Below are 23,819 nucleotides of genomic sequence, written 5' to 3' on the forward strand. Positions count from 1 at the left end.
TTCCCTGGCACGCGATTAATGCAGCGACGGCTTGGCGGCAGGCGCAGCATCGGCTTTCCTGGTTTCCGAGAACAGCAGCAGCGGCGCGACGCGCAGGTACTCCATGACTTCCATGTAGTCGGATTCGCCGTCTTCGGATTCTTCCAGAGCGTCCTGCACCTGGGAGATGGCCGCCAGATCTTGCAGCACTTCAGTGGCTTCGGTGCTGAGCATGCTGCTGTCGCGGCAGTTCAGGCCGAAACCGCTGAGGAAGCCCTGGCACCATTGGCCCAGCGCAGCAGCGCGGTCCGGCAGCGGCGCGTCATCGGTCGGCAGCAGCAGAACGACGGTGACGTCGTCGCCGGTCAGCTCGCCTTTGACCATTTCCTGCAGGCCGATCAAGGCGTTGCGGACGTTGTCCTGAAGATCGCCTTCGAGCAGTTCGGCGGCGTCGATCAGCCAGCCCTCGTGGTCGAAGCCGGCGCCGGCGCAACTGCGTCCGAGCAGCAGGCCATGCAGTTCGGCAGGCGAGACGTTGTGGCCGCTGGCAGTCAGCAGGGTGGCAAAGGCTTGGTACGGGGAATTCGCAATGGTCATGGGCAGCTAGGCGCCAGACGGCGCTATGTCTAGAATGAAGGCCTTGTATCCTACATCGACAGACTCGCCAAGACTATTAAAGGCTGTCCGCCAGCTATCCCATCAGACAGACTCCAACCCAGTGGACACAATGGAAGACACCGACCTGCAAGCGCTGATGGCCAGACTCGAACTGCTGATTGGCCGAGTCGAGCAACTAAAGAGTCAAAACGCACTCTTACTAGCTCAGGAAAAGACCTGGCGCGAGGAACGCGCTCACCTCATTGAAAAAAACGAAATCGCCCGGCGTAAGGTCGAATCGATGATTTCGCGCCTCAAGGCCCTGGAGCAAGACTCATGAGTTCAAGCAATAGCGTCACCGTGCAGATCCTCGACAAAGAGTATTCGATCATCTGCCCGCCGGAAGAACGCAGCAATCTGGTCAGTGCCGCGCGCTATCTCGATGGCAAGATGCGCGAGATCCGCAGCAGCGGCAAAGTCATCGGCGCCGATCGCATTGCCGTGATGGCCGCGCTGAACATCACCCATGACCTGTTGCACAAAGAAGAGCGCCCGGACATCCAGGCCAGTGGCTCGACCCGCGAACAGGTGCGTGACTTGCTCGATCGTGTCGATCTGGTGCTGGCCGACGATCAGAACACCGCCAAGGGCTGATTCGCCTGGCAGCTTGAGGTATACTCGCGGCACTCCCTGGGGTGCTTGCCAGTTGACGATGTCCCGGAGCCGATTCGCACTACCCTGGAAGTTGCACGTTGGGCTGGTGTGCATGTCCGCTAGACGGAAAGCCTTAAAGTCTACTGCTTCTTCCACCTTGAACTTTCGGGTTCAAGGGCTGAGTTGACAGCGGTACATCCGGGGAGCCTGATTCGAATCCGATGTCGGTTTATGCCGACATCGGATTTTTTATGCGTACGTTTTCGTCCACCCTGCCGAAGCCGAACCATGACTGAACCCGCGCTGCTGCCTCGCCCGCAACTCCGCCGCCTGCTGCGCAAGGCGCGTCGCTCGCTGAGCAACGCCGAGCAACACCAGGCTGCCCAAGGCCTGTTCCGGCAACTGGCGCAAGACCCGCATTTTCGTCGGGCGAAACACATTTCTTTGTATTTGCCCACCGACGGCGAAATCGATCCGCGTCTGCTGCTGCGCGAAGCCCAGCGCCGGGGCAAGGCGACCTATCTACCGGTGCTCAGCGCCTGGCCGCGGACCAAAATGGTTTTTCAGCGCGTGCGCCCCGGCGAAAAACTCAGACCCAATCGTTTTCGCATTCTCGAGCCGCAGGCCAATCTGAGTCGGCAACGCAAGGTCTGGGCGCTGGATCTGGTCCTGTTGCCGCTGGTGGGGTTCGACGATGTCGGCGGTCGGCTGGGCATGGGCGGCGGTTTCTACGATCGCAGCCTCGCCTATCTGGCCCGGCGCAAAAACTGGCGCAAGCCGACGCTGCTGGGCCTGGCCCATGAATGTCAGAAGGTCGAACGTTTGGCGCAGGCGAGCTGGGATGTACCGTTACAGGGCACGGTCACCGACAAGGCGTGGTATTTCGCGTGACAGGACGCCGCCAGAACAGCGGCGTCGAGGAAGACAGTTTCAGCGCTTGAAGGCCGTCGACTGTTGCACTTGTTGTGCAATCTCAATCGGTGCATCCGCCTTGTTCGCCCACAGGCTCTGCGCGTAACCGGTGGTAACGACGCCCAGGCCGAACAAAATTACCAAAGTCCATAGTAAATCCGGTTTGCGTTTCATCGATTGCCCCCCTCAAGGCACATCATCACGATGACAGCAGCGGTTTCCGTGTGTAGGCCGTGCAGCAGCGTCAAGCTTTAAAGGCCGGCATTTTGCGGCAACGTGAACCGGTGCGCAAACGCTGACGTCAACCGACTGTCGGTTTGTCATAAAATTGCCCGACAACCTGCCCAACGACCGTTTCAGGAGCACCCAACATGGCCTATTGGCTGATGAAATCCGAGCCCGACGAGCTCTCGATCAAAGGCCTGGAAAAGCTCGGCAAGGCGCGCTGGGACGGGGTTCGCAATTATCAGGCGCGCAATTTCCTGCGCGCGATGGCAGTAGGTGACGAATTCTTTTTCTACCACTCCAGTTGCCCGGAGCCGGGGATTGCCGGGATCGGCAGGATCATCGAAGCGGCGTATCCCGATCCGACGGCGCTGGAGCCAGAGAGCCATTACTTCGATCCCAAGGCTACGGCGGAGAAAAATGCCTGGAGCGCGATTGATGTCGAGCACGTCGAGACGTTTGCGCGAGTGCTGAAGCTCGATTATCTGAAGCAGCAGACCGCGCTGGCGGAGATGCCACTGGTGCAGAAGGGCTCGCGGTTGTCGGTGATGCCGGTGACAGCGGAGCAGTGGGCGGCGGTGATTGCGCTCAAGCCCTGATTCATTTGGCGCCTGCCAAAATGCAATCGCTGGCAAGCCAGCTCCCACAGGGATTTTCAGTGGACACATAATTTGTGACCACCCGAAAAACCTGTGGGAGCTGGCTTGCCAGCGATGGGTCCCGCCCGGACAACGGATGACTTATTGAATGATCAGGTTGTTGAACAACAGATCCTCAACCACCGGCTTGCCGGTCTCGTCATTCATCACTTGCTGCGTCTGCTTCAGCGCTTCCTGACGCAGCTTTTCCTTGCCTTCGATGCTGCCCATCGCTTCGGTGCTCTGCTGCGTGAACAGCGCCACCAGTTGATTTCGGATCAGCGGCTCGTTGGCCTTGACCAGTTTGGTCGCTTCTTCACCGGTTACGCGCAAGGCGACATCGGCCTTGAAGACCTTGAGCTTGGTCGTGCCGTCCAGGCCGTAATTGCCGACGAACGGCGGGCTCAGGGTAATGTAATTGACTTTCGGCGCCTCGCCTTCTTTGGCTTCTTCGGCCAGCGCTGCCACAGGCAGAGACAGGGCCAGCAACAACATGATCCACGCTTTCACAATTCGCTCCTTATCCGGTTTGCGGCCTAGCATAACGACCCGCCGCACAAGCACAAGCTTATGCCTGACTATCAGGGCCGGGCATGCTCGTTGACCCGTTGATTCACACACCTACACTTATCGGCCATCACTCCCAAAGGAATAGCCCTGATGAAAGCCGTGCTGTGCAAAGCCTTCGGCCCTGCCGAATCGCTGGTGCTGGAAGACGTCGCCAGTCCTGTCGCCAAGAAGAATGAAATCCTGCTGGACGTGCACGCCGCCGGGGTCAACTTCCCGGACACGCTGATCATCGAGGGCAAGTACCAGTTCAAGCCGCCCTTCCCGTTCTCGCCGGGTGGTGAAGCGGCTGGCGTGGTTCGCGAAGTCGGGGAAAAGATCAGCCACCTCAAGGTCGGCGACCGGGTCATGGCCCTGACCGGCTGGGGCAGTTTTGCCGAGCAGGTCGCGGTGCCCGGCTACAACGTGCTGCCGATTCCGCCGTCGATGGATTTCAATACGGCCGCCGCCTTCAGCATGACCTACGGCACGTCGATGCATGCGCTCAAGCAGCGCGCCAACCTGCAGCCGGGCGAAACCCTGCTGGTGCTCGGCGCCTCTGGCGGTGTCGGTCTGGCGGCAGTGGAAATCGGCAAGGCCATGGGCGCCCGCGTGATTGCCGCTGCCAGCAGCGCCGAAAAGCTCGAAGTAGCCAAAGCCGCTGGCGCCGATGAGCTGATCAATTACAGCGAAGCCAATCTCAAGGACGAAATCAAACGCCTCACCGACGGCCAGGGCGCCGACGTGATCTACGACCCGGTCGGCGGCGACCTGTTCGATCAGGCCATCCGCGCCATCGCCTGGAACGGCAGGCTGTTGGTGGTCGGCTTTGCCAGCGGTCGCATACCGGAGCTGCCGGTCAACCTCGCGTTGCTCAAAGGCGCGGCGGTACTCGGCGTCTTCTGGGGCTCGTTCGCCCAGCGCCAGCCGCAGGACAACGCGGCGAACTTTGCGCAACTGTTCGGCTGGTTCGCCGAGGGCAAGTTGAAACCGCTGGTGTCGCAGGTTTATCCGCTGAGCGATGCCGCGCAGGCGATCAATGATCTGGGCGAGCGCAAGGCTGTGGGCAAGGTTGTCGTTCAGGTCCGTTAAGGCCACGGAGCGATCCGGGCCAGTAGCCCGGATCGCCTCGACGTTGAGATCAGCCCTTTATCAATGCGCGAAAACCGCAAAAACCCACCTGAGTCACCATTCCCAAAACGTCCCGCTCTTACGTCTGAGCGACATGTTCGTAAAGGAACGCTCAACTGCCCCGATTTCCACTGTTTTGCCGACGTCAAGCGATGCTATTTTCGGTAACGAAACTGTAACATTCGCATCCGCAGTCAAAACAAGAAAACTGGAGCTCTTGAATGTTTGCTTTCTTTCGTCCTGCCGCACATCAGGCTCCTTTGCCTGAAGAAAAAATAGACAGCACCTACCGACGCCTGCGCTGGCAGATCTTCGCCGGTATCTTCATCGGCTATGCGGGTTACTACCTGCTGCGCAAAAACTTCTCGCTGGCCATGCCGTACCTGATCGACGAAGGCTACAGCCGCGGCGACCTGGGTCTGGCGATGTCGGCGATCGCCATCGCCTACGGTCTGTCGAAGTTCCTCATGGGCCTGGTGTCCGACCGTTCCAACCCGCGCTTCTTCCTGCCATTCGGCCTGCTGGTGTCGGCCGGAGTGATGTTCGTTTTCGGTTTCGCGCCGTGGGCGACTTCCAGCGTGACCATGATGTTCATCCTGTTGTTCATCAACGGTTGGGCGCAAGGCATGGGCTGGCCGCCGAGCGGGCGGACCATGGTGCACTGGTGGTCGCAGAAGGAACGTGGCGGCGTGGTCTCGGTGTGGAACGTGGCGCACAACGTCGGCGGCGGCCTGATCGGCCCGCTGTTCCTGCTCGGCATGGGCCTGTTCAACGACTGGCACGCGGCGTTCTATGTACCGGCGGCGGTGGCGCTGGGCGTGGCGGTGTTCGCTTTCATTACCATGCGCGATACCCCGCAATCGGTCGGCCTGCCGCCGATCGAGCAGTACAAGAACGATTACCCGGAAGGCTACGATGCCAGCCACGAAGACGAATTCAGTGCCAAGGAAATCTTCGTCAAATACGTGCTGCGCAACAAAATGCTTTGGTACATCGCCCTCGCTAATGTTTTCGTCTACCTGCTGCGCTACGGCGTGCTGGACTGGGCGCCGACCTACCTGAAAGAAGCCAAGGGCTTCACCGTGGATAAAACCTCGTGGGCGTATTTCTTTTATGAGTGGGCAGGTATCCCGGGCACGCTGCTGTGCGGCTGGATGTCGGACAAGATTTTCCGCGGCAACCGTGGCCTGACCGGCATGGTGTTCATGGCTCTGGTAACGGTCGCGACGCTGGTTTACTGGCTGAATCCGGCCGGCAACCCGATGGTAGACATGATCGCCCTGCTGTCGATCGGCTTCCTGATCTACGGCCCGGTGATGCTGATCGGTTTGCAGGCGCTGGAACTGGCACCGAAGAAAGCCGCCGGCACCGCCGCGGGCTTCACCGGTCTGTTCGGTTATCTGGGCGGTTCAGTCGCGGCCAGTGCGGCGATGGGCTACACCGTCGACCACTTCGGCTGGGACGGCGGCTTCGTGTTGCTGGTCGGCGCTTGCCTGTTGGCAATGGCCTTCCTGGCCCCGACGCTATGGCACAAGCAAGTCGCCAGTCAGAGCCGTGAAGCGGTCGCCTGATCGCAGGTTGACTGACAGCGCTTGAGCCGCGCCTCCAGATTACGGTCTGGCATGGCGTGGCTGCGCAGGGCGTGTGCGGTCTGCTCGACATAATCGCGAGTGGTGCCGTAACGCCCGCTGGCGCTGGCGAACACCTGGCTCAGCACATGGTCCGGCAGGTTGCCGGCATAGCTGGGCAGGTGCCGCTCCAGCACGAAGCCCAAGGCCTGCACCTGAGTGCCATCTTCGAGCCGGCAGTTGAGCCAGTGCGGCCGATACGACGGCACCGGCATCTCGCGTTTCCACAAGGCGTACAGCGCGGTATCGAGATTGTCTTCGGGCAACCGGTAGGCGAAGCCGCTGCACGAACCGCCACGATCCAGACCGAACACCAGCCCGGGCATCTCCGGCGTGCCGCGGTGTTCATGCGACCATAAATAGAGGCCACGATGATAACCGTGCACCCGACCGCGCACTCTCTCGACGGCGGTGCATTCCGGGCGCCAGATCAACGAACCGTAAGCGAACAGCCACACCGGCCCGCCCTTGTGTCGCGCCATGGTCGATTGCATGGAGGCGAGCAATTGCTCGTGGGTCAGCTGCGGCCCGAGTTCGAGCCGCGGAGGGTAAGCCAGGTTCAGAAAAGCGTTTTCAATGGCGCTCATGGCGAATAGCGTTCAGCTCCCCGCGGGTGAAGAATTACTTAATAGAACGCACCGCTGTAACAATAAGGCACATATGTTTTCAGGCAAATTAAGTGCCATGGCACAAAGATTATTTAATTGCCTGATGGATATATAACCTACCGGTATTTATTCAATTCCATAAATACCGATCGGCTATATATGAAGTTATATGAAATCAGGAACGCGGTGCATAAGCGAATACGTCAGCGCGCATTTGATGGGCGTCCATCCCCGCCTCGACCAGCGCGTCGAGGGTGCCGTAAACCATGGCCGGTGAACCGCTGGCGTAGACGTGCAAAGGCTTGAGATCGGCAAAGTCTTCGCATACCGCTTCGTGCAGCATCCCGCAGCGCCCTTCCCAACCGCACTGATCGCTGACGATCTTGTGCAGGAACAGGTTGGGCAGCTTCAGCCATTCATCCCAATGTTCGATCTGGTAGAAATCTTCCGGACGGCGCACGCCCCAATACAGATGCACCGGGTGCTTGAAGCCATTGGCGCGGCAATGTTCGATCAGGCTGTGAATCTGGCCCATGCCGGTGCCGGCGGCGACCAGTACCAACGGACCGTCAGGCAGTTCGGCCAGATGGGTGTCGCCGAACGGCAACTCGACGCGCACCATCGGGTTGCGTTGCAGTTGCTCGATCAGGCTCAGTGCACTGGCTTCGCGCGCCAGCACATGGATTTCCAGATCACGCCCGCCGTGCGGCGCAGAGGCCATGGAGAACGCCGATTTCTCGCCGTTCTCGCGTTCGATCATCAGATACTGCCCGGCGTGATAGCGCGGCGGCTTGCCGGCCGGCGCACGCAGACGCACACGCCAGGTGTCGCCGCCGACTTCGCGGCATTCGATGACCTGGCACGACAGGCTGCGCACCGGCAGTTCGCCCAGCGCGAGGACGCCATCCCAGAGCAGCACGCAGTCTTCCAGCGGCTCGGCGATGCAGGTGTAGAACTCGCCATGATCATGGACTTGGCCATTCTGCTCGACGCGACCTTCGACCAGCAGCGCCGCACACACGTGGCAGTTACCGTTGCGGCAGCTTTGCGGGCAATCAAAACCCAGGCGCCGCGCGCCGTCGAGAATCCGCTCACCGGGCTGTATCTCGAGCACTGCTCCGGAAGGCTGCAGGGTTACACGCATCAATCTATTCCTAACTGATTCCAGATGGCATCGATCCGTTGAGTCACGGCGTCGTCCTTGACGATCACGCGGCCCCACTCGCGGGTGGTTTCGCCCGGCCACTTGTGAGTGGCATCCAGGCCCATCTTCGAGCCCAGGCCGGAAATCGGCGAGGCGAAATCCAGATAGTCGATCGGGGTGTTATCGATCATCACTGTGTCGCGCTTGGGGTCCATGCGCGTGGTAATGGCCCAGATCACATCGTTCCAGTCACGGGCGTTGATATCGTCGTCGGTGACGATAACGAACTTGGTGTACATGAACTGTCGCAAAAACGACCAGACACCGAGCATCACGCGCTTGGCATGCCCCGGATACGACTTTTTCATGGTCACGATGGCCATGCGGTACGAGCAGCCTTCGGGCGGCAGGTAAAAGTCGGTGATCTCCGGGAACTGCTTCTGCAGGATCGGCACGAACACTTCGTTCAGCGCCACGCCGAGAATCGCCGGCTCATCCGGCGGCCGGCCGGTGTAGGTGCTGTGGTAGATCGGCTTGATCCGGTGGGTGATGCGTTCAACCGTGAACACCGGGAAGCTGTCGACTTCGTTGTAGTAACCAGTGTGGTCGCCATATGGACCTTCATCGGCCATTTCGCCCGGATGGATTACGCCTTCAAGGATGATCTCGGCGGTGGCCGGCACTTGCAGGTCGTTGCCACGGCACTTGACCAGCTCGGTGCGGTTACCGCGCAGCAGACCGGCAAAGGCGTATTCGGAAAGGCTGTCCGGCACTGGCGTGACAGCGCCGAGAATGGTCGCCGGGTCGGCGCCAAGGGCAACGGACACCGGGAACGGCTGGCCCGGATGTTTCTCGCACCATTCGCGGAAATCGAGGGCGCCGCCACGGTGGCTGAGCCAGCGCATGATCACCTTGTTACGGCCGATCACTTGCTGACGGTAGATACCGAGGTTCTGGCGCTCCTTGTTCGGACCTTTGGTGACGGTCAGGCCCCAGGTGATCAGCGGGCCGACATCGCCGGGCCAGCAGGTCTGCACCGGCAGCATCGCCAGATCGACATCGTCACCTTCGATGACCACTTCCTGGCACACCGCGTCTTTGACGACTTTGGGCGCCATTGAAATGATCTTGCGGAAAATCGGCAGTTTCGACCACGCGTCCTTCAAACCCTTCGGCGGCTCCGGCTCCTTGAGGAATGCCAGCAGCTTGCCGATCTCGCGCAGCTCGCTGACCGACTCGGCGCCCATGCCCATGGCCACCCGCTCGGGGGTGCCGAACAGGTTGCCGAGCACCGGAATGTCGTGGCCGGTGGGTTTCTCGAACAGCAGCGCCGGGCCCTTGGCCCGCAGCGTGCGGTCGCACACCTCAGTCATCTCCAGCACCGGCGAGACGGGAATCTGGATGCGTTTCAACTCTCCGCGCTGCTCAAGCTGCTGCACGAAATCCCGAAGATCCTTGAATTTCATTGACGATGGCACCCTCAAAATAGGCGTACATCCTACCTGCTCTGACGGGCAAACAGCAGCCCGTCAGTGCCCGGCATCGCTCAATGGCGGCTGGTGCCCAGCAACATTGGCGCAAACAACGGGCTCAAACGCGCGCTGCCAGCGTCGGAAAGATGATCGGCATCCTTGTATTGCGAATGGCCGTCGACATCAATCATGCACAGGCCGTCCTTGCACATCAGCGGCGTCGGGTCGATGACATGCACGCCGGAATCGGCAGCGCTCATCGAGCCGAACAGACCGGTGAAAAACTGCTGCCGAGCCAGATGTTCGCCCAGCGGCCGGCCCAGTCCTTCGGCCGAGCGGCCAATCCGCGCCAGGCTGGTCAGGCGGCTGATGTAGCTCTTGTGCTGCAACGGCACTTCCTTGAACAGCCAGACCTGCGCACCCGCCTCACGGAGTTCGCTGACTTGCGCCTTGATCGCCGCCGCCATGCGTTGCTCCGATTGCGCCACATTGCGCGAAGGATCAAGCAGGAACTGCTTGTCGCCGTCGCCGTCCTCACGCCCGTAGACGTACAGACTCCAGTTCGCCGCCAGCACCACGTCCTTGATGCCCAGCTCACGGACCAACTGCATGTTGCGCTGATTGAACTGCTTGCACTGCGCACGAAGGGCATCGTCGATGATCGGTGGGCACCCGGTCAGGCTGTACAGCCACACGGGCTGACCGTCGCGCTGGCTGTTGCCTTCGATGGCCGGCAGCAGCGCGGCGGTGTGACTGTCGCCCCAGAACATTTTCGTCGGCGCGATCTGTTGATCGCCGCCCACGCGACAGGCCTTGTCCAGGGTCTTGTCCTTGCTCATGTGCATGCACTTCATTTGCCCGGCGTTCCACTCCTGGGACTGCGCATACTCAAGTGCCTTGCCGCTCAGACGTTGCGGCACGCCGTCGGCCGAACGGATGGCCGAGCCAACCACCGCCAGGGCGGCGATGGACACCAGGCCACCGACCAGCACCGAGTTACGGCTGGCGAACACGCGTTTCTCGCGAAACGGCAGCTCGACAAAACGCAGACTCAGCCACGCCAACGCCACGGCCAGGGCGATCCAGCCAAGCGCTTCAAGCGGCTGGATGCCATCGATCGAGATCGCGTTGGCATACACATAAATCGGCCAGTGCCACAGATACAACGAGTACGACAGCAGACCGATCCACACCATCGGCCGCAGGCTCAACAACTGGCCGGCCAGTGTCGGACCGCGTGCGCCCGACCAGATCAATGCCGTCGTACCGAGCACCGGCAGCAAGGCTGCCCAGCCCGGAAACACCGTGGACTTGTCAAAGGTGAAAACCGCCAGCAGCACCGCCGCCAGTCCGGCCAGGCCGACCGCCTGCCGGACCCAAAACCGCGGCGCGTGTTTGGCTGCCGGCATTACCGCGAGCATGGCGCCGCAGAGCAATTCCCAGGCGCGGGTTGGCAGGGAGAAGAAGGCGAATTCCGGGCGCCGCTCGATGTAGACGATGTTCAGCCCGAACGACACCAGCAGCACCGCGAACAGCATCCAGCGCCAATGCCGGACGTAGCGCATCAACAGCACCATCATTAGCGGGAAGAAGATGTAGTACTGCTCTTCGACGGCCAGTGACCAGGTATGCAATAAGGGTTTGAGATCGGAGGCCGGTTCGAAGTAGCCGTCCTCGCGCATGAACAGGATGTTGGAAATGAACAACGACTGGTAACGGATTGTCCGCCCCAGATCGGACAGGTCCTTGGCGGTCAGCAACAACCAGCCCAGCGCCAGCGTCACCACCACGACCACGGTCAACGCTGGAAGAATACGCCGGGCGCGACGGCCCCAGAAATCGAGGAAGCTGAAGCGCTGGGCACTGATTTCACGGAACAGGATCGAGGTGATCAGAAACCCGGAGATGACGAAAAAAACGTCGACGCCGACAAAGCCGCCGCTGAATGTATTGAATCCGAAATGAAACAGCACAACGGGAAGAACCGCGAGTGCGCGTAAACCGTCGATGTCACGGCGATTGCCAAACGTGTGCATGAAAAACCTTACCTGTTCTGGATACAAAATCCCTTGAAGGCGCGAAGTTATCAGTCGGGCAAACTTCAATCCAGATACAAATAAATCACGGGCAAAAAAAAGCGCCCCTTACGGAGCGCTCCTTTCAACGGCTTGCGTGTTACTTGCGCTTCATCGACAAGAAGAACTCGTCGTTGGTCTTGGTCGTTTTCAGCTTGTCGACCAGGAATTCGATGGCAGCGACTTCGTCCATCGGGTGCAGCAGCTTGCGCAGAATCCACATGCGCTGCAGTTCGTCGTCGGCGGTCAGCAACTCTTCGCGGCGGGTGCCGGAGCGGTTGATGTTGATTGCCGGGAACACACGCTTTTCAGCGATCTTGCGATCCAGCGGCAGTTCCATGTTGCCGGTACCCTTGAACTCTTCGTAGATCACTTCGTCCATCTTCGAGCCGGTTTCAACCAGCGCGGTGGCGATAATGGTCAGCGAGCCGCCTTCTTCGATGTTACGCGCGGCACCGAAGAAACGCTTCGGCTTCTCCAGCGCGTGGGCATCGACACCACCGGTCAGAACCTTGCCGGAGCTCGGGATCACGGTGTTGTAGGCACGGGCCAGACGGGTGATGGAGTCGAGCAGGATCACCACGTCTTTCTTGTGTTCGACCAGGCGCTTGGCCTTCTCGATCACCATTTCGGCAACCTGGACGTGACGGGTCGGCGGCTCGTCGAACGTCGAGGCAACCACTTCGCCGCGCACGGTGCGCTGCATTTCGGTCACTTCTTCCGGACGTTCGTCGATCAGCAGCACGATCAGGTGCACTTCAGGATTGTTACGCGCGATGTTCGCCGCGATGTTCTGCAGCATGATCGTCTTACCGGCTTTCGGCGGTGCAACGATCAGACCACGCTGGCCTTTGCCGATCGGCGCGCACAGGTCGATCACCCGACCGGTCAGGTCTTCGGTGGAACCGTTGCCGGCTTCCATCTTCATGCGCACGGTCGGGAACAGCGGGGTCAGGTTCTCGAAGAGAATCTTGTTTTTCGCGTTCTCCGGACGATCGAAGTTGATCGTATCGACCTTGAGCAGTGCGAAATACCGCTCGCCTTCCTTCGGAGGGCGGATCTTGCCAACGATGGTGTCACCGGTGCGCAAGTTGAAGCGGCGGATCTGGCTCGGCGAGACGTAGATATCGTCCGGGCCGGCCAGGTAGGAAGCGTCTGCGGAGCGCAGGAAGCCGAAGCCGTCCTGGAGAATCTCCAGCACGCCATCACCGGAGATTTCCTCGCCGCTTTTCGCGTGTTTTTTCAGCAGGGAGAAAATCACGTCCTGCTTGCGCGAACGGGCCATATTTTCTATGCCCATCTGTTCGGCTAATTCGAGCAGTTCGGTAATCGGCTTTTGCTTGAGTTCAGTCAGATTCATATAGGAATGACGTAATCATTTATGGAGGGGGGAAATTAAGCTTTTGGCTTAATGAGGCCGCGCCGCGGAGAAGGCGACAGGATCGCGAACTAATTCGAAAAGGAGTGCGTCGGCGACGGCTAGCAGGGGGCAGTGGAGAAACCAGTGCGGGGCCGAATGTACCACCTGAGTTTCGGAGCGTCTAGCCCTGAATACGCAAAAAGCCCCGCGATTTGCGGGGCTTTTTTTAACGTTTACCGCGACGCTTAGATGTTGGCGTCGAGGAAAGCCGCCAGCTGCGACTTCGACAGTGCGCCGACCTTGGTCGCTTCAACGTTGCCGTTCTTGAACAGCATCAGCGTCGGGATACCACGCACGCCGTGCTTGGCCGGGGTTTCCTGGTTTTCGTCGATGTTCAGTTTGGCGACGGTCAGCTTGCCCTTGTAGGTCTCGGCAATCTCGTCCAGAACCGGTGCGATCATCTTGCAAGGGCCGCACCATTCAGCCCAGTAGTCGACCAGGACAGCGCCTTCGGCCTTGAGTACGTCGGCTTCGAAGCTAGCGTCGCTAACGTGTTTGATCAGATCGCTGCTCATGGAATTCTCCAGGTTGTAAGCAAAAAAACGTGGCCCATCATAGCCGCCCTTCCCGTGTTCAGGAAGCCGCAGTTGATTGAGTCTTGCTATGGTGACTGATGAGTTTGGGTATGGTTCAAGTCAGCCGGCGGCGGGGGCGATGAACGCGATTCCAGTGCGCAGGGCCGCGTTGCGCACGTGTTCCTGCATGGCTTTTTGCGCCGCAGCCGACGCGCGGCGGGCCAGGGCACGGAGGATCTTGCGGTGTTCCTGCCAGGTTTCCATGGCCCGCTCGGCGCGAATGAACGGTAATTTCTGGCTCTCGAGAAAGATCTCGGCGCTGGCCGTGAGGATGCTCAGCATCGCTTGATTGCCGCTGGCCAGCAGGATCCGTCGATGAAATTCGAAGTCGAGTTTTGCCGCCGCTTCAAAATCGCCGGCGCGCAATTGCTCACGCATCGCCGCAACGTTGTCTTCCAGTGCATCCAGGTCGAACGTGCTCAGCGTCACCGCCGCCAGCCCCGCCGCAAACCCTTCCAGCGCATAGCGCAACTGAAAGATGTCCAGCGGCGAGGCCTGCGCCGCAAAGGCCCATCCCGGTGCGCTGTCGCCATTGGCCAGTTCCACCGGCGCCTGCACGAACACCCCTTTGCCCGGCTGGATACTGACCACGCCCAGCGCACTCAGCGATGACAGTGCTTCACGCAACGACGCGCGGCTGACACCCAGCTGCAGGGCCAGATGCCGTTGCGAGGGCAAGGCATCGCCGGCGCCGAAGCCCTGTTCGGTGATCAATTTGCGGATCGCTTGCAGCGCCACTTCGGGTACCGCACGGGAAATCGAGTTCATGGTTTTTCGGACGCGCCAGGGTCAATGTGCGGCTAGTTGTAAAGCTATTCGGCGGGCCCGGCAAGTCGTGCCCCAGTGGGGTTCGGTGCGCATCACTGATGCGCCATCGGGGTGCGAAAAGCATCCTGACTGTTCAGACCAGTAAGACCGAACGAAGCCGCTGAAACCGCGGCCTGGCGCAATGAAAGCGCAGTCTTGGCACGGCCCATGCTCTGTCCGATTGCAGAAATCACTTCCCGCCGATCCGGAGATTGTCCATGACCCAGCGTTACAGCGCCCTTCTCGCTTCCCTGTTTGCCGGCCTGCTGCTGTGCCAGGCTCCCGCTCACGCCGACGGTCTGGACGACGTGGTCAAACGCGGCACGCTGAAAGTCGCCGTGCCGCAGGACTTCCCGCCGTTCGGTTCGGTCGGCCCGGACATGAAACCCCGTGGCCTGGACATCGACACCGCGAAACTGCTGGCCGACCAGCTCAAGGTCAAACTCGAGCTGACCCCGGTCAACAGCACCAACCGCATTCCGTTCCTGACCACTGGCAAGGTCGATCTGGTGATCTCCAGCCTCGGCAAGAACCCCGAGCGCGAGAAAGTCATCGACTTCTCCCGCGCCTACGCCCCCTTCTACCTCGCCGTGTTCGGCCCGCCAGATGCTGCAATCAGCAGCCTCGACGACCTCAAAGGCAAAACCATCAGCGTCACCCGTGGCGCCATCGAAGACATCGAGCTGAGCAAAGTCGCCCCCGAAGGTGTGACCATCAAGCGCTTTGAAGACAACAACTCAACCATCGCCGCCTACCTCGCCGGCCAGGTCGACCTGATCGCCAGCGGCAACGTGGTGATGGTCGCCATCAGCGAGAAGAACCCGAAACGCGTGCCCGCGCTGAAAGTGAAGCTCAAGGATTCGCCGGTGTATGTCGGCGTGAACAAGAACGAAGCCGCACTGCTGGCGAAGGTCAACGATATCCTGACCACCGCCAAGGCTGACGGCGCGCTGGAAAAGAATGCGCAGACCTGGTTGAAAGAATCGCTGCCGGCCGATCTCTGATCGACGACGCGGGAGACTTTCATGGCTTATCAGTTCGATTTCTTGCCGGTGGTGGAAAACACCGACCTGCTGCTGCGCGGGGCGCTGTTCACCCTTGAGCTGACCGCCATCGGCGCGGTGCTCGGGGTGGGCCTCGGAATTGTCGGGGCGCTGGTGCGGGCGTGGAATCTCCGCCCGTTCGCAGCAATCTTCGGCGTCTACGTCGAGTTGATTCGCAACACGCCGTTTCTGGTGCAGTTGTTTTTCATCTTCTTCGGCCTGCCATCGCTCGGCGTGCAGATTTCCGAGTGGCAGGCTGCCGTGCTGGCGATGGTGATCAACCTTGGCGCTTATTCGACCGAGATCATCCGCGCCGGCATTCAGGCGATTCCGCGCGGACAGCTGGAGGCGGCGGCCGCGCTGGCGATGAGTCGTTTTGAAGCGTTCCGGCATGTGGTGCTGCTGCCGGCGCTGGGCAAGGTCTGGCCGGCGCTGAGCAGCCAGATCATCATTGTCATGCTCGGCTCGGCGGTGTGTTCGCAGATCGCCACCGAAGAGCTGAGCTTCGCCGCCAACTTCATTCAGTCGCGCAACTTCCGCGCCTTTGAAACCTATGCGCTGACCACGCTGATCTACCTGTGCATGGCGCTGCTTATCCGCCAATTGCTCAACTGGATCGGCCGGCGCTATATCAGCAGGAGCCGGGCATGAGCGACTTCACCTTCTGGGACATCCTGCGCAACCTGCTCACCGGCCTGCAATGGACGCTGGCGCTGTCGCTGGTGGCGTTCATTGGCGGTGGCATCGTCGGGCTGCTGATCCTGATCATGCGCATCTCGAAAAACTCGCTGCCCAGCAGCATTGCCCGCACCTGGATCGAGCTGTTTCAGGGCACGCCGCTGTTGATGCAGCTGTTTCTGGTGTTTTTCGGCGTGGCGCTGGCCGGGGTCGAAATCTCGCCGTGGATGGCCGCTGCGATTGCCCTGACCTTGTTCACCAGCGCTTATCTGGCGGAGATCTGGCGCGGTTGCGTCGAGTCGATCCCGAATGGCCAGTGGGAAGCCTCGGCGAGCCTGGCGCTCAATCCGCTGGAGCAATTGCGTTATGTGATCCTGCCGCAGGCGCTGCGCATCGCCGTGGCGCCGACCGTGGGCTTCTCGGTGCAGGTGGTCAAAGGCACCGCGGTGACTTCGATCATCGGTTTCACCGAGCTGACCAAGACCGGCGGCATGCTCGCCAATGCCACATTCGAACCGTTCATGGTCTACGGCCTCGTCGCCCTCGGCTATTTCCTCCTCTGCTACCCCTTGTCCCTCAGTGCGCGCTACCTGGAAAGGAGACTGCATGCCTCTGCTTAGAATTTCCGCCCTGCATAAATACTACGGCGATCATCACGTTCTCAAAGGCATCGACCTCAGCGTCGAGGAAGGCCAGGTGGTGGCGATCATCGGCCGCAGCGGCTCGGGCAAATCGACCCTGTTGCGCACGCTCAATGGGCTGGAGTCGATTAACGACGGGGTGATCGAAGTCGATGGCGAATACCTCGACGCCGCCCGCGCCGACCTGCGCAGCCTGCGGCAGAAAGTCGGCATGGTGTTTCAGCAGTTCAACCTGTTCCCGCACCTGACCGTGGGCGAAAACGTCATGCTCGCGCCGCAAGTGGTGCAGAAAGTGCCGAAGGCCAAGGCTGCCGAGCTGGCGCGCGAGATGCTCGAGCGAGTCGGCCTGGGCGAGAAATTCGATGCCTTCCCGGATCGGCTGTCCGGCGGCCAGCAGCAACGCGTGGCGATCGCCCGAGCCCTGGCGATGTCGCCGAAGGTGTTGCTGTGCGACGAGATCACCTCGGCGCTCGACCCGGAACTGGTCAACGAAGTGCTCGCCGTAGTCCGGCAACTGGCCAAGGAAGGCATGACGCTGATCATGGTCACCCACGAAATGCGCTTCGCCCGCGAGGTCGGCGACAAACTGGTGTTCATGCACCATGGCAAGGTGCATGAGGTGGGCGACCCAAAGGTGTTGTTCGCCAATCCGCAGACGGTGGAGCTGGCGAACTTTATTGGGACCGTCGAAGCGATTGCCTGAAAGATGTGTGGTGCCTTTTAGGGCCTCATCGCGGGCAAGCCCGCTCCCACAGGGTTCGATGCAGGAACAGGATCGTACGTTCAGCGCTAAAACCTGTGGGAGCGGGCTTGCCCGCGATTGACCGCGCAGCGGTCATCGACTTTCATCGATGTATCAAGGCTTTGCGCCGTGCGCGTTGGCGTCAGCGTGTGATCGTGGCACGATGGCGGGGTTATCGACCGAGACTCCCTGATCATGCCGCAATCCCAAGCCAAGAATCTGTCCCTGATCGCCGCAATCGACCTGGGCTCCAACAGCTTTCACATGGTCGTGGCCAAGGCCCAGAACGGCGAGATCCGCATTCTCGAGCGTCTCGGCGAAAAGGTACAACTGGCCGCCGGCATCGACGATGCGCGCCAGCTCAACGAAGAATCGATGCAGCGCGGTCTCGACTGCCTCAAGCGCTTCGCACAGCTGATCAACGGCATGCCGCTGGGCGCCGTGCGCATCGTCGGCACCAACGCCCTGCGCGAAGCACGCAACCGGATCGAATTCATCCACCGCGCTGAAGAAATCCTCGGCCATCCGGTAGAAGTCATCTCCGGCCGTGAAGAAGCGCGCCTGATCTACCTGGGCGTGTCACACACCCTCGCCGATACGCCGGGCAAACGTCTGGTCGCCGACATCGGCGGCGGCAGTACCGAATTCATCATTGGCCAGCGCTTCGAGCCACTGCTGCGCGAAAGCCTGCAGATGGGCTGCGTCAGCTTCACCCAGCGCTATTTCAAGGACGGCAAGATCACCCCGGCCCGTTACGCTCAGGCGTACACCGCGGCGCGGCTGGAGATCATGAGCATCGAGCATGCCCTGCACCGCCTGACCTGGGATGAAGCGATCGGCTCCTCGGGCACCATCCGCGCCATCGGTCTGGCGCTGAAGGCCGGCGGCCACGGCACCGGTGAAGTCAACGCCGAAGGCCTGGCCTGGCTCAAGCGCCGCCTGTTCAAGCTTGGCGATGTCGACAAGATCGATTTCGAAGGCATCAAACCCGACCGCCGTGCAATCTTCCCGGCCGGCCTGGCGATTCTCGAAGCGATCTTCGACGCCCTCGAACTGCAACGCATGGATCACTGCGAAGGCGCACTGCGCGAAGGCGTACTCTATGACCTGCTCGGCCGCCATCACCACGAAGACGTGCGCGAACGCACCCTGACTTCGCTGATGGAACGCTACCACGTCGACCTCAAGCAAGCGGCGCGGGTCGAGCGCAAAGCCTTGCACGCTTTCGATCAGGTCGCGGCAGACTGGGAGCTGGACGACGGTATCTGGCGCGAGCTGCTCGGCTGGGCGGCGAAAGTCCACGAAGTCGGCCTGGACATCGCTCACTACCATTACCACAAGCACGGCGCCTACCTGATCGAGCACTCCGACCTCGCCGGGTTCTCCCGCGAAGACCAGCAAATGCTCGCCCTGCTGGTACGTGGCCATCGGCGCAATATTCCCAAGGACAAGTTCGCCGAATTCGGTGACGACGGCATCAAGCTGATTCGCCTGTGCGTGCTGCTGCGTTTTGCCATCCTGTTCCACCATATTCGCGGCACGCAGGCGATGCCGCAGGTGGTGCTGCATGCCAATGGCGACAGCCTTGATGTGGAATTCCCGGAGAACTGGCTGGATGAAAACCAGCTGACCCAGGCGGATTTCGGGCTTGAGGCAGAGTGGCTGACGCGGGTGGGGATTGTGCTCACCGTCCACTGATACACCGCAAATCGCCCCTACAGGTGGGTGGATGACAGGTGCAAAAAGGCGATCCGCAGGGATCGCCTTTTTTATTGGTTTCGGCTTGAGATCGGGGGTGAAGCTTCCCCCTCACCCCAGCCCTCTCCCAGAGGGAGAGGGAGCCGATCTCCTTAGGCTTCAAGGCCTGAGTTCGACTCGATGCTTCAGGTCGGCGTAGCTCGAAAATCCACCTCGGTCAGTCCCCTCTCCCTCTGGGAGAGGGTTAGGGTGAGGGGCTTTTAGCTGCTTACCGGAAGGATGGGGCTACCCAGTCGTTCTAACAGCGTCGCCTGTGCACTCCTCGGGTTCTGGTTGCCGGTCGGCGTGTTGCGGATATAGCGGCCGTCCGACTGCAAGCTCCAGCTGTGGGTATTGTCGGTCAAATACAGCTCCAGCTCTTTCTTCACGCGCGTCAGCAGCTTTTTGCCTTCCACCGGGAAGCAAGTCTCGACGCGCTTGTCGAGGTTGCGCTCCATCCAGTCGGCGCTGGAGAGGAACATCTGCTCGTCGCCGCCGTTGAGGAAGTAGAACACCCGCGTGTGCTCGAGGAAGCGGCCGATGATCGAGCGCACGTGGATGTTGTGCGAGACCCCGGCGATGCCCGGCCGCAGGCAGCACATGCCGCGCACCACCAGATCGATGCGCACGCCCGACTGGCTGGCCTTGTACAGCGCGCGGATGATCTTCGGATCGGTCAGCGAGTTGAACTTGGCGATGATGTGCGCCGGCTTGCCGTCGAGGGCAAATTGCGTCTCGCGGGCGATCATGTCGAGCATGCCTTTTTTCAGGGTGAACGGCGCATGCAGAAGCTTTTTCATGCGCAGGGTCTTACCCATGCCGATCAACTGGCTGAACAGTTTGCCGACGTCTTCGCACAAGGCGTCGTCGGAAGTCAGCAGGCTGTAGTCGGTGTACAGACGGGCGTTGCCGGCGTGGTAGTTACCGGTGCCGAGGTGCGCGTAGCGGACGATTTCGCCAGCCTCGCGGCGCAGGATCAGCATCATCTTGGCGTGGGTCTTGAAGCCGACCACGCCGTAGATCACCACCGCACCGGCCGCTTGCAGACGACTTGCCAGTTGCAGGTTGGACTCTTCGTCAAACCGCGCACGCAACTCGATCACCGCAGTGACTTCCTTGCCGTTACGCGCGGCGTCGACCAGCGCATCGACGATCTCCGAGTTGGCGCCGGAGCGGTACAGCGTCTGGCGTACGGCGAGCACATGCGGGTCTTTCGCGGCCTGACGCAGCAGGTCGACGACCGGAGTGAACGACTCGAACGGGTGTAGCAGGAGGATGTCCTGCTTGCTGACCACGCTGAAGATGTTTTCGCTGTTCTGCAGCAGTTTCGGGATCTGCGGGGTGAACGGCGTGTATTGCAGTTCCGGGTGGCTGTCGAGACCGGTAATGCTGAACAGACGCGTCAGGTTGACCGGGCCGTTGACCTGATACAACTCGGTCTCGCTCAGGTTGAACTGCTTGAGCAGGTAGTCCGAGAGGTGTTTCGGGCAGGTGTCGGCAACTTCCAGACGCACCGCATCGCCATAACGTCGTGAGAACAACTCGCCACGCAGCGCGCGGGCCAGGTCTTCGACGTCTTCGGAATCGAGCGCCAGATCGGCGTTTCGGGTCAGCCGGAACTGGTAGCAGCCTTTGACCTTCATGCCCTGAAACAGATCATCGGCGTGGGCGTGGATCATCGACGACAGGAATACATAGTTGTCGCCAGCGCCGCCGACTTCTTCCGGCACCTTGATGATCCGTGGCAGCAGGCGCGGCGCCGGGATGATCGCCAGGCCGGAGTCGCGACCGAAGGCGTCGATACCTTCGAGCTCGACGATGAAGTTCAGGCTCTTGTTCACCAGCAACGGGAACGGGTGCGTCGGGTCGAGGCCGATCGGGGTGATGATCGGCGCGATCTCGTCGCGGAAATAACGGCGCACCCAGGTTTTGAGCTTGGTGGTCCAGTTACGCCGGCGAATGAAGCGCACCTGATGCTTTTCCAGCTCCGGCAGCAGGATGTCGTTGAGGATCGCGTACTGGCGGTCAACGTGACCGTGAACCAGTTCGCTGATCCGCGCCAGCGCCTGATGCGGCTGCAGGCCATCGGCGCCGGCCTGTTCACGGGCGAAGGTGATCTGCTTTTTCAGCCCGGCGACGCGGATCTCGAAGAATTCGTCGAGGTTGCTGGAGAAGATCAGCAGAAACTTCAGCCGCTCCAGCAACGGGTAGGACTCGTCCAGCGCCTGTTCCAGCACGCGGATGTTGAATTGCAGTTGTGAGAGCTCGCGGTGGATGTACAGGCTGCTGTCATCCAGGCCGGGGATGGCGATCGCCGGCACCGCCACTGCGGGTTCGGCGACCGGCGCGGGTGGCGCAGGCTCGAGTTCCGGCGGGGTCTCGGCGATCTGCTCGACCACCGGTTGAGCTTCTTTTACGGCAACTTCAGTGAGTCCTTCGGTATTCATCGCATGTTCCTGGGAGGGCTATTTCTGCTCTCGTAACAATTGAGCGGCACGAACGGCAAAGTAAGTCAGGATGCCATCTGCGCCGGCACGTTTAAAGGCGGTCAGTGATTCAAGAATCACCGCTTCGCTCAACCAGCCATTCTGAATGGCGGCCATGTGCATGGCGTACTCGCCACTGACCTGATAGACGAAGGTCGGCACCTTGAAGGCATCTTTGACCCGAAAAAGAATGTCCAGGTACGGCATGCCGGGCTTGACCATGACCATGTCCGCGCCTTCGGCCAGGTCCGCACCGACTTCGTGCAGCGCTTCGTCGCTGTTGGCCGGGTCCATCTGGTAGGAGGCCTTGTTGGCTTTGCCGAGGTTGCTGGCCGAGCCGACCGCATCGCGGAACGGGCCGTAGTAGGCGCTGGCGTACTTGGCCGAATAGGCCATGATCCGCACGTTGACGTGGCCGGCGATTTCCAGCGCTTCACGAATGGCCTGGATGCGCCCGTCCATCATGTCCGACGGCGCTACGACTTGCGCGCCCGCTTCGGCATGGGACAACGCCTGGCGGACCAGTGCATCGACGGTGACGTCGTTCTGCACGTAGCCGTCTTCGTCGAGGATGCCGTCTTGGCCGTGAGTGGTGAACGGATCCAGCGCCACATCGGTGATGACGCCCAGCTCCGGAAAACGCTGACGCAGCGCGCGGGTCGCGCGCTGGGCAATGCCTTCAGGGTTCCACGCTTCGGCAGCGTCGAGGGATTTCAGTTCCGGCGGGGTGACCGGGAACAGCGCCAGTGCCGGAATCCCCAGCTCAACCCACTTGGCCGCTTCTTCGAGCAGCAAGTCGATCGTCAGCCGCTCCACGCCCGGCATCGACGTTACGGCTTCGCGGCGGTTTTCGCCGTCGAGCACGAACACCGGCAGGATCAGGTCATTGACTGTCAGTACATTTTCCCGCACCAGCCGACGCGAAAAATCATCACGGCGGTTGCGACGCAGACGGGTAGCAGGGAACAGGCGATTGGCGGGGGTAAAGCTCACGGCGGACTCCTGAGCCCGGGCAAAACGGGCGAGCGTGACAGTTATAGACGGCCATTATGACCAACAGATGACAGTTATGTGTGCCCCTTGTCACGTAGCCGCATTCCATTGTCAGCGTAGGAAATGTTCACGTCGAGACACATTTGGACACTTTCATGAATGTGTCCGAAGGGTTAGGCTGCGCGTTCATTTCGCCAGCACCCAGACAATGCTCCAACAATTTCTGCACGACTTTGGCTACTTTGCCTTGTTTCTCGGCACGTTCTTCGAAGGCGAAACCATCCTGGTGCTCGCGGGCTTCCTCGCGTTCCGCGGATACATGGACATCAACCTGGTGGTGGTCGTGGCCTTCTGCGGCAGTTATGCCGGCGATCAGCTGTGGTACTTCCTCGGCCGCAAGCACGGGCGCAAACTGCTGGCGCGCAAACCGCGCTGGCAGATGATGGGCGACCGCGCGCTGGAGCATATCCGCAAGCATCCGGACATCTGGGTCCTGAGTTTCCGTTTTGTCTATGGTCTGCGCACGGTGATGCCGGTGGCGATCGGCCTGTCGGGTTATCCGCCGGGACGTTATCTGTTGCTCAACGGCATTGGCGCGGCGATCTGGGCCACGGCACTGGCGGCTGCCGCGTATCACTTCGGTGCGGTGCTCGAAGGCATGCTCGGCAGCATCAAGAAGTACGAGCTGTGGGTGCTCGGCGCCTTGCTGATCCTGGGCCTCGGGCTGTGGCTGCGCCGGCGCTTCAAGAATGCGCGCCTGGCCAAACAGATTTATCAGGACGAGCAACTGGCCAAAGCCGCCGAGGCCGAACAGTTGCGCAACACCGAAGCGTCCAGCCCCGCCGAACCCAAGACGCCGACCGAGTAACGCGCCGCACGCTCTCATGCCTGCGGCCGTGCCCGGTGCGCCGGGTCCTCACGCCCCACTGTTTCCCCTCCCGGCACGCTTGCGTCGCCCGCAAAAAATGAACACCCCGCCGCCGTTGCGATCCATGAAGAGAGGGTTCTGTGCCCGATACCGCCGCCCGTTGCGCCTATGGCAACGCGCGACGATTTAGTGGACATTGAGCGCCATGAATCTGGAGAGA

General features: G+C 60.8%; 24 protein-coding genes and 1 other RNA gene. 13 read left to right on the forward strand and 12 right to left on the reverse strand.

Features of this window, described 5'->3' with window-relative positions; translation table 11 throughout:
- Window positions 1-15 precede the first annotated feature (15 nt).
- Entirely contained in the window at window positions 16-576 is a 561-nt protein-coding gene (locus ACYYKW_RS06670) for a YecA/YgfB family protein (RefSeq protein ID WP_093097247.1), read from the reverse strand.
- A 130-nt stretch (window positions 577-706) separates the two neighbouring features.
- Between ACYYKW_RS06670 and ACYYKW_RS06675 the strand changes: the two genes are divergently transcribed.
- From ACYYKW_RS06675 to ACYYKW_RS06690, 4 genes are all read left to right on the forward strand, one after another.
- Entirely contained in the window at window positions 707-916 is a 210-nt protein-coding gene (locus ACYYKW_RS06675; RefSeq protein WP_007911197.1) for a TIGR02449 family protein, read from the forward strand.
- The gene (locus tag ACYYKW_RS06680) at window positions 913-1,230 is read left to right on the forward strand and encodes a cell division protein ZapA (protein WP_016772632.1); all 318 of its coding nucleotides are present in this window, start codon (window positions 913-915) and stop codon (window positions 1,228-1,230) included. Before ACYYKW_RS06675 ends, ACYYKW_RS06680 begins: the two co-directional genes overlap by 4 nt.
- A 30-nt stretch (window positions 1,231-1,260) precedes the next feature.
- A non-coding RNA gene (gene ssrS / locus ACYYKW_RS06685) (6S RNA) lies at window positions 1,261-1,439 on the forward strand.
- A 79-nt stretch (window positions 1,440-1,518) separates the two neighbouring features.
- Window positions 1,519-2,121, forward strand: a complete 603-nt coding sequence (locus ACYYKW_RS06690) for a 5-formyltetrahydrofolate cyclo-ligase (protein WP_093097243.1) — start codon at window positions 1,519-1,521, stop codon at window positions 2,119-2,121.
- Window positions 2,122-2,160: 39 nt separating this feature from the next.
- Here the strand turns inward: ACYYKW_RS06690 and ACYYKW_RS06695 are convergent, their stop codons facing one another.
- Window positions 2,161-2,316: a hypothetical protein gene (locus ACYYKW_RS06695; RefSeq protein ID WP_090287349.1), complete on the reverse strand. Its 156-nt coding sequence runs from the start codon at window positions 2,314-2,316 to the stop codon at window positions 2,161-2,163.
- 197 nt (window positions 2,317-2,513) lie between these two features.
- Between ACYYKW_RS06695 and ACYYKW_RS06700 the strand changes: the two genes are divergently transcribed.
- Window positions 2,514-2,966: an EVE domain-containing protein gene (locus ACYYKW_RS06700; protein WP_093097240.1), complete on the forward strand. Its 453-nt coding sequence runs from the start codon at window positions 2,514-2,516 to the stop codon at window positions 2,964-2,966.
- Window positions 2,967-3,107: 141 nt separating this feature from the next.
- On the opposite strand, the gene ACYYKW_RS06705 is transcribed toward ACYYKW_RS06700, so the two are convergent.
- Complete coding sequence (locus tag ACYYKW_RS06705) at window positions 3,108-3,515, reverse strand: flagellar basal body-associated protein FliL (RefSeq protein WP_172833234.1); 408 nt, start codon at window positions 3,513-3,515, stop codon at window positions 3,108-3,110.
- A gap of 150 nt (window positions 3,516-3,665) precedes the next feature.
- On the opposite strand from ACYYKW_RS06705, the gene ACYYKW_RS06710 reads away from it, so the two are divergent.
- Together ACYYKW_RS06710 and glpT are read left to right on the forward strand one after the other, a co-directional pair.
- Window positions 3,666-4,643, forward strand: coding sequence for an NADPH:quinone oxidoreductase family protein (locus tag ACYYKW_RS06710; RefSeq protein WP_464989701.1), 978 nt, complete (start codon window positions 3,666-3,668; stop codon window positions 4,641-4,643).
- Between the two features lie 260 nt (window positions 4,644-4,903).
- Window positions 4,904-6,253: a glycerol-3-phosphate transporter gene (gene glpT, locus ACYYKW_RS06715; protein WP_464989702.1), complete on the forward strand. Its 1,350-nt coding sequence runs from the start codon at window positions 4,904-4,906 to the stop codon at window positions 6,251-6,253.
- On the opposite strand, the gene ACYYKW_RS06720 is transcribed toward glpT, so the two are convergent.
- The 7 genes from ACYYKW_RS06720 to ACYYKW_RS06750 form a co-directional block, all read right to left on the reverse strand.
- Window positions 6,229-6,897 (reverse strand): gamma-glutamylcyclotransferase, encoded by a 669-nt coding sequence (locus tag ACYYKW_RS06720; RefSeq protein WP_464989703.1) that lies wholly within the window; start codon window positions 6,895-6,897, stop codon window positions 6,229-6,231. The genes glpT and ACYYKW_RS06720 overlap by 25 nt on opposite strands.
- Before the next feature lie 196 nt (window positions 6,898-7,093).
- On the reverse strand, window positions 7,094-8,062 hold the full coding sequence (locus ACYYKW_RS06725; protein ID WP_464989704.1) for a CDP-6-deoxy-delta-3,4-glucoseen reductase: 969 nt from the start codon (window positions 8,060-8,062) through the stop codon (window positions 7,094-7,096).
- Window positions 8,062-9,528 (reverse strand): 4-hydroxy-3-polyprenylbenzoate decarboxylase, encoded by a 1,467-nt coding sequence (ubiD, locus tag ACYYKW_RS06730; RefSeq protein WP_464989705.1) that lies wholly within the window; start codon window positions 9,526-9,528, stop codon window positions 8,062-8,064. Before ubiD ends, ACYYKW_RS06725 begins: the two co-directional genes overlap by 1 nt.
- A gap of 80 nt (window positions 9,529-9,608) precedes the next feature.
- Window positions 9,609-11,570, reverse strand: a complete 1,962-nt coding sequence (locus tag ACYYKW_RS06735) for an acyltransferase family protein (RefSeq protein WP_464989706.1) — start codon at window positions 11,568-11,570, stop codon at window positions 9,609-9,611.
- A 139-nt stretch (window positions 11,571-11,709) separates the two neighbouring features.
- A complete protein-coding gene (rho, locus tag ACYYKW_RS06740) occupies window positions 11,710-12,969 on the reverse strand; it encodes a transcription termination factor Rho (RefSeq protein WP_003229334.1) in 1,260 nt (419 codons plus the stop codon).
- A gap of 245 nt (window positions 12,970-13,214) precedes the next feature.
- Window positions 13,215-13,544 (reverse strand): thioredoxin TrxA, encoded by a 330-nt coding sequence (trxA, locus tag ACYYKW_RS06745; protein WP_003206727.1) that lies wholly within the window; start codon window positions 13,542-13,544, stop codon window positions 13,215-13,217.
- A gap of 120 nt (window positions 13,545-13,664) precedes the next feature.
- A complete protein-coding gene (locus ACYYKW_RS06750) occupies window positions 13,665-14,372 on the reverse strand; it encodes a FadR/GntR family transcriptional regulator (protein ID WP_093097212.1) in 708 nt (235 codons plus the stop codon).
- Between the two features lie 257 nt (window positions 14,373-14,629).
- Between ACYYKW_RS06750 and ACYYKW_RS06755 the strand changes: the two genes are divergently transcribed.
- The 5 genes from ACYYKW_RS06755 (at window position 14,630) to ppx (ending at window position 19,213) form a co-directional block, all read left to right on the forward strand.
- Window positions 14,630-15,415, forward strand: coding sequence for a transporter substrate-binding domain-containing protein (locus tag ACYYKW_RS06755; RefSeq protein WP_464989707.1), 786 nt, complete (start codon window positions 14,630-14,632; stop codon window positions 15,413-15,415).
- A gap of 21 nt (window positions 15,416-15,436) precedes the next feature.
- The gene (locus ACYYKW_RS06760; RefSeq protein WP_464989708.1) at window positions 15,437-16,105 is read left to right on the forward strand and encodes an amino acid ABC transporter permease; all 669 of its coding nucleotides are present in this window, start codon (window positions 15,437-15,439) and stop codon (window positions 16,103-16,105) included.
- On the forward strand, window positions 16,102-16,752 hold the full coding sequence (locus tag ACYYKW_RS06765; protein WP_090287373.1) for an amino acid ABC transporter permease: 651 nt from the start codon (window positions 16,102-16,104) through the stop codon (window positions 16,750-16,752). The genes ACYYKW_RS06760 and ACYYKW_RS06765 overlap by 4 nt, the downstream gene beginning before the upstream one ends.
- Complete coding sequence (locus ACYYKW_RS06770; RefSeq protein WP_464989709.1) at window positions 16,739-17,476, forward strand: amino acid ABC transporter ATP-binding protein; 738 nt, start codon at window positions 16,739-16,741, stop codon at window positions 17,474-17,476. The genes ACYYKW_RS06765 and ACYYKW_RS06770 overlap by 14 nt, the downstream gene beginning before the upstream one ends.
- A gap of 234 nt (window positions 17,477-17,710) precedes the next feature.
- Window positions 17,711-19,213, forward strand: coding sequence for an exopolyphosphatase (ppx, locus tag ACYYKW_RS06775; protein ID WP_090287377.1), 1,503 nt, complete (start codon window positions 17,711-17,713; stop codon window positions 19,211-19,213).
- A 260-nt stretch (window positions 19,214-19,473) separates the two neighbouring features.
- Here the strand turns inward: ppx and ppk1 are convergent, their stop codons facing one another.
- On the reverse strand, window positions 19,474-21,699 hold the full coding sequence (ppk1, locus tag ACYYKW_RS06780) for a polyphosphate kinase 1 (RefSeq protein ID WP_090287379.1): 2,226 nt from the start codon (window positions 21,697-21,699) through the stop codon (window positions 19,474-19,476).
- Window positions 21,700-21,717: 18 nt separating this feature from the next.
- Window positions 21,718-22,731 carry a porphobilinogen synthase gene (gene hemB / locus ACYYKW_RS06785; protein WP_464989710.1) on the reverse strand — a complete coding sequence of 338 codons (1,014 nt, stop codon included), beginning with the start codon at window positions 22,729-22,731 and terminating at the stop codon, window positions 21,718-21,720.
- A 208-nt stretch (window positions 22,732-22,939) separates the two neighbouring features.
- Here hemB and ACYYKW_RS06790 point away from each other — a divergent pair, with 208 nt between their 5' ends.
- Entirely contained in the window at window positions 22,940-23,599 is a 660-nt protein-coding gene (locus tag ACYYKW_RS06790) for a DedA family protein (protein WP_336356443.1), read from the forward strand.
- Window positions 23,600-23,819: the final 220 nt, after the last annotated feature.

The organism is Pseudomonas sp. 15C (assembly GCF_055484735.1).

What these genes read in the sequence shown, in the direction of transcription:
- ACYYKW_RS06790 (WP_336356443.1), top strand. Translation starts at nt 22,940, where the DNA reads ATGCTCCAACAATTTCTGCACGACTTTGGCTACTTTGCCTTGTTTCTC.
- ACYYKW_RS06725 (WP_464989704.1), bottom strand. Translation starts at nt 8,062, where the DNA reads ATGCGTGTAACCCTGCAGCCTTCCGGAGCAGTGCTCGAGATACAGCCC.
- ACYYKW_RS06720 (WP_464989703.1), bottom strand. Translation starts at nt 6,897, where the DNA reads ATGAGCGCCATTGAAAACGCTTTTCTGAACCTGGCTTACCCTCCGCGG.
- ppx (WP_090287377.1), top strand. Translation starts at nt 17,711, where the DNA reads ATGCCGCAATCCCAAGCCAAGAATCTGTCCCTGATCGCCGCAATCGAC.
- ACYYKW_RS06700 (WP_093097240.1), top strand. Translation starts at nt 2,514, where the DNA reads ATGGCCTATTGGCTGATGAAATCCGAGCCCGACGAGCTCTCGATCAAA.
- rho (WP_003229334.1), bottom strand. Translation starts at nt 12,969, where the DNA reads ATGAATCTGACTGAACTCAAGCAAAAGCCGATTACCGAACTGCTCGAA.
- ACYYKW_RS06760 (WP_464989708.1), top strand. Translation starts at nt 15,437, where the DNA reads ATGGCTTATCAGTTCGATTTCTTGCCGGTGGTGGAAAACACCGACCTG.
- ACYYKW_RS06750 (WP_093097212.1), bottom strand. Translation starts at nt 14,372, where the DNA reads ATGAACTCGATTTCCCGTGCGGTACCCGAAGTGGCGCTGCAAGCGATC.
- ubiD (WP_464989705.1), bottom strand. Translation starts at nt 9,528, where the DNA reads ATGAAATTCAAGGATCTTCGGGATTTCGTGCAGCAGCTTGAGCAGCGC.
- ACYYKW_RS06710 (WP_464989701.1), top strand. Translation starts at nt 3,666, where the DNA reads ATGAAAGCCGTGCTGTGCAAAGCCTTCGGCCCTGCCGAATCGCTGGTG.
- glpT (WP_464989702.1), top strand. Translation starts at nt 4,904, where the DNA reads ATGTTTGCTTTCTTTCGTCCTGCCGCACATCAGGCTCCTTTGCCTGAA.
- ACYYKW_RS06690 (WP_093097243.1), top strand. Translation starts at nt 1,519, where the DNA reads ATGACTGAACCCGCGCTGCTGCCTCGCCCGCAACTCCGCCGCCTGCTG.
- ACYYKW_RS06675 (WP_007911197.1), top strand. Translation starts at nt 707, where the DNA reads ATGGAAGACACCGACCTGCAAGCGCTGATGGCCAGACTCGAACTGCTG.
- ACYYKW_RS06770 (WP_464989709.1), top strand. Translation starts at nt 16,739, where the DNA reads ATGCCTCTGCTTAGAATTTCCGCCCTGCATAAATACTACGGCGATCAT.
- ACYYKW_RS06765 (WP_090287373.1), top strand. Translation starts at nt 16,102, where the DNA reads ATGAGCGACTTCACCTTCTGGGACATCCTGCGCAACCTGCTCACCGGC.
- ACYYKW_RS06735 (WP_464989706.1), bottom strand. Translation starts at nt 11,570, where the DNA reads ATGCACACGTTTGGCAATCGCCGTGACATCGACGGTTTACGCGCACTC.
- ACYYKW_RS06695 (WP_090287349.1), bottom strand. Translation starts at nt 2,316, where the DNA reads ATGAAACGCAAACCGGATTTACTATGGACTTTGGTAATTTTGTTCGGC.
- ppk1 (WP_090287379.1), bottom strand. Translation starts at nt 21,699, where the DNA reads ATGAATACCGAAGGACTCACTGAAGTTGCCGTAAAAGAAGCTCAACCG.
- ACYYKW_RS06670 (WP_093097247.1), bottom strand. Translation starts at nt 576, where the DNA reads ATGACCATTGCGAATTCCCCGTACCAAGCCTTTGCCACCCTGCTGACT.
- trxA (WP_003206727.1), bottom strand. Translation starts at nt 13,544, where the DNA reads ATGAGCAGCGATCTGATCAAACACGTTAGCGACGCTAGCTTCGAAGCC.
- ACYYKW_RS06680 (WP_016772632.1), top strand. Translation starts at nt 913, where the DNA reads ATGAGTTCAAGCAATAGCGTCACCGTGCAGATCCTCGACAAAGAGTAT.
- ACYYKW_RS06755 (WP_464989707.1), top strand. Translation starts at nt 14,630, where the DNA reads ATGACCCAGCGTTACAGCGCCCTTCTCGCTTCCCTGTTTGCCGGCCTG.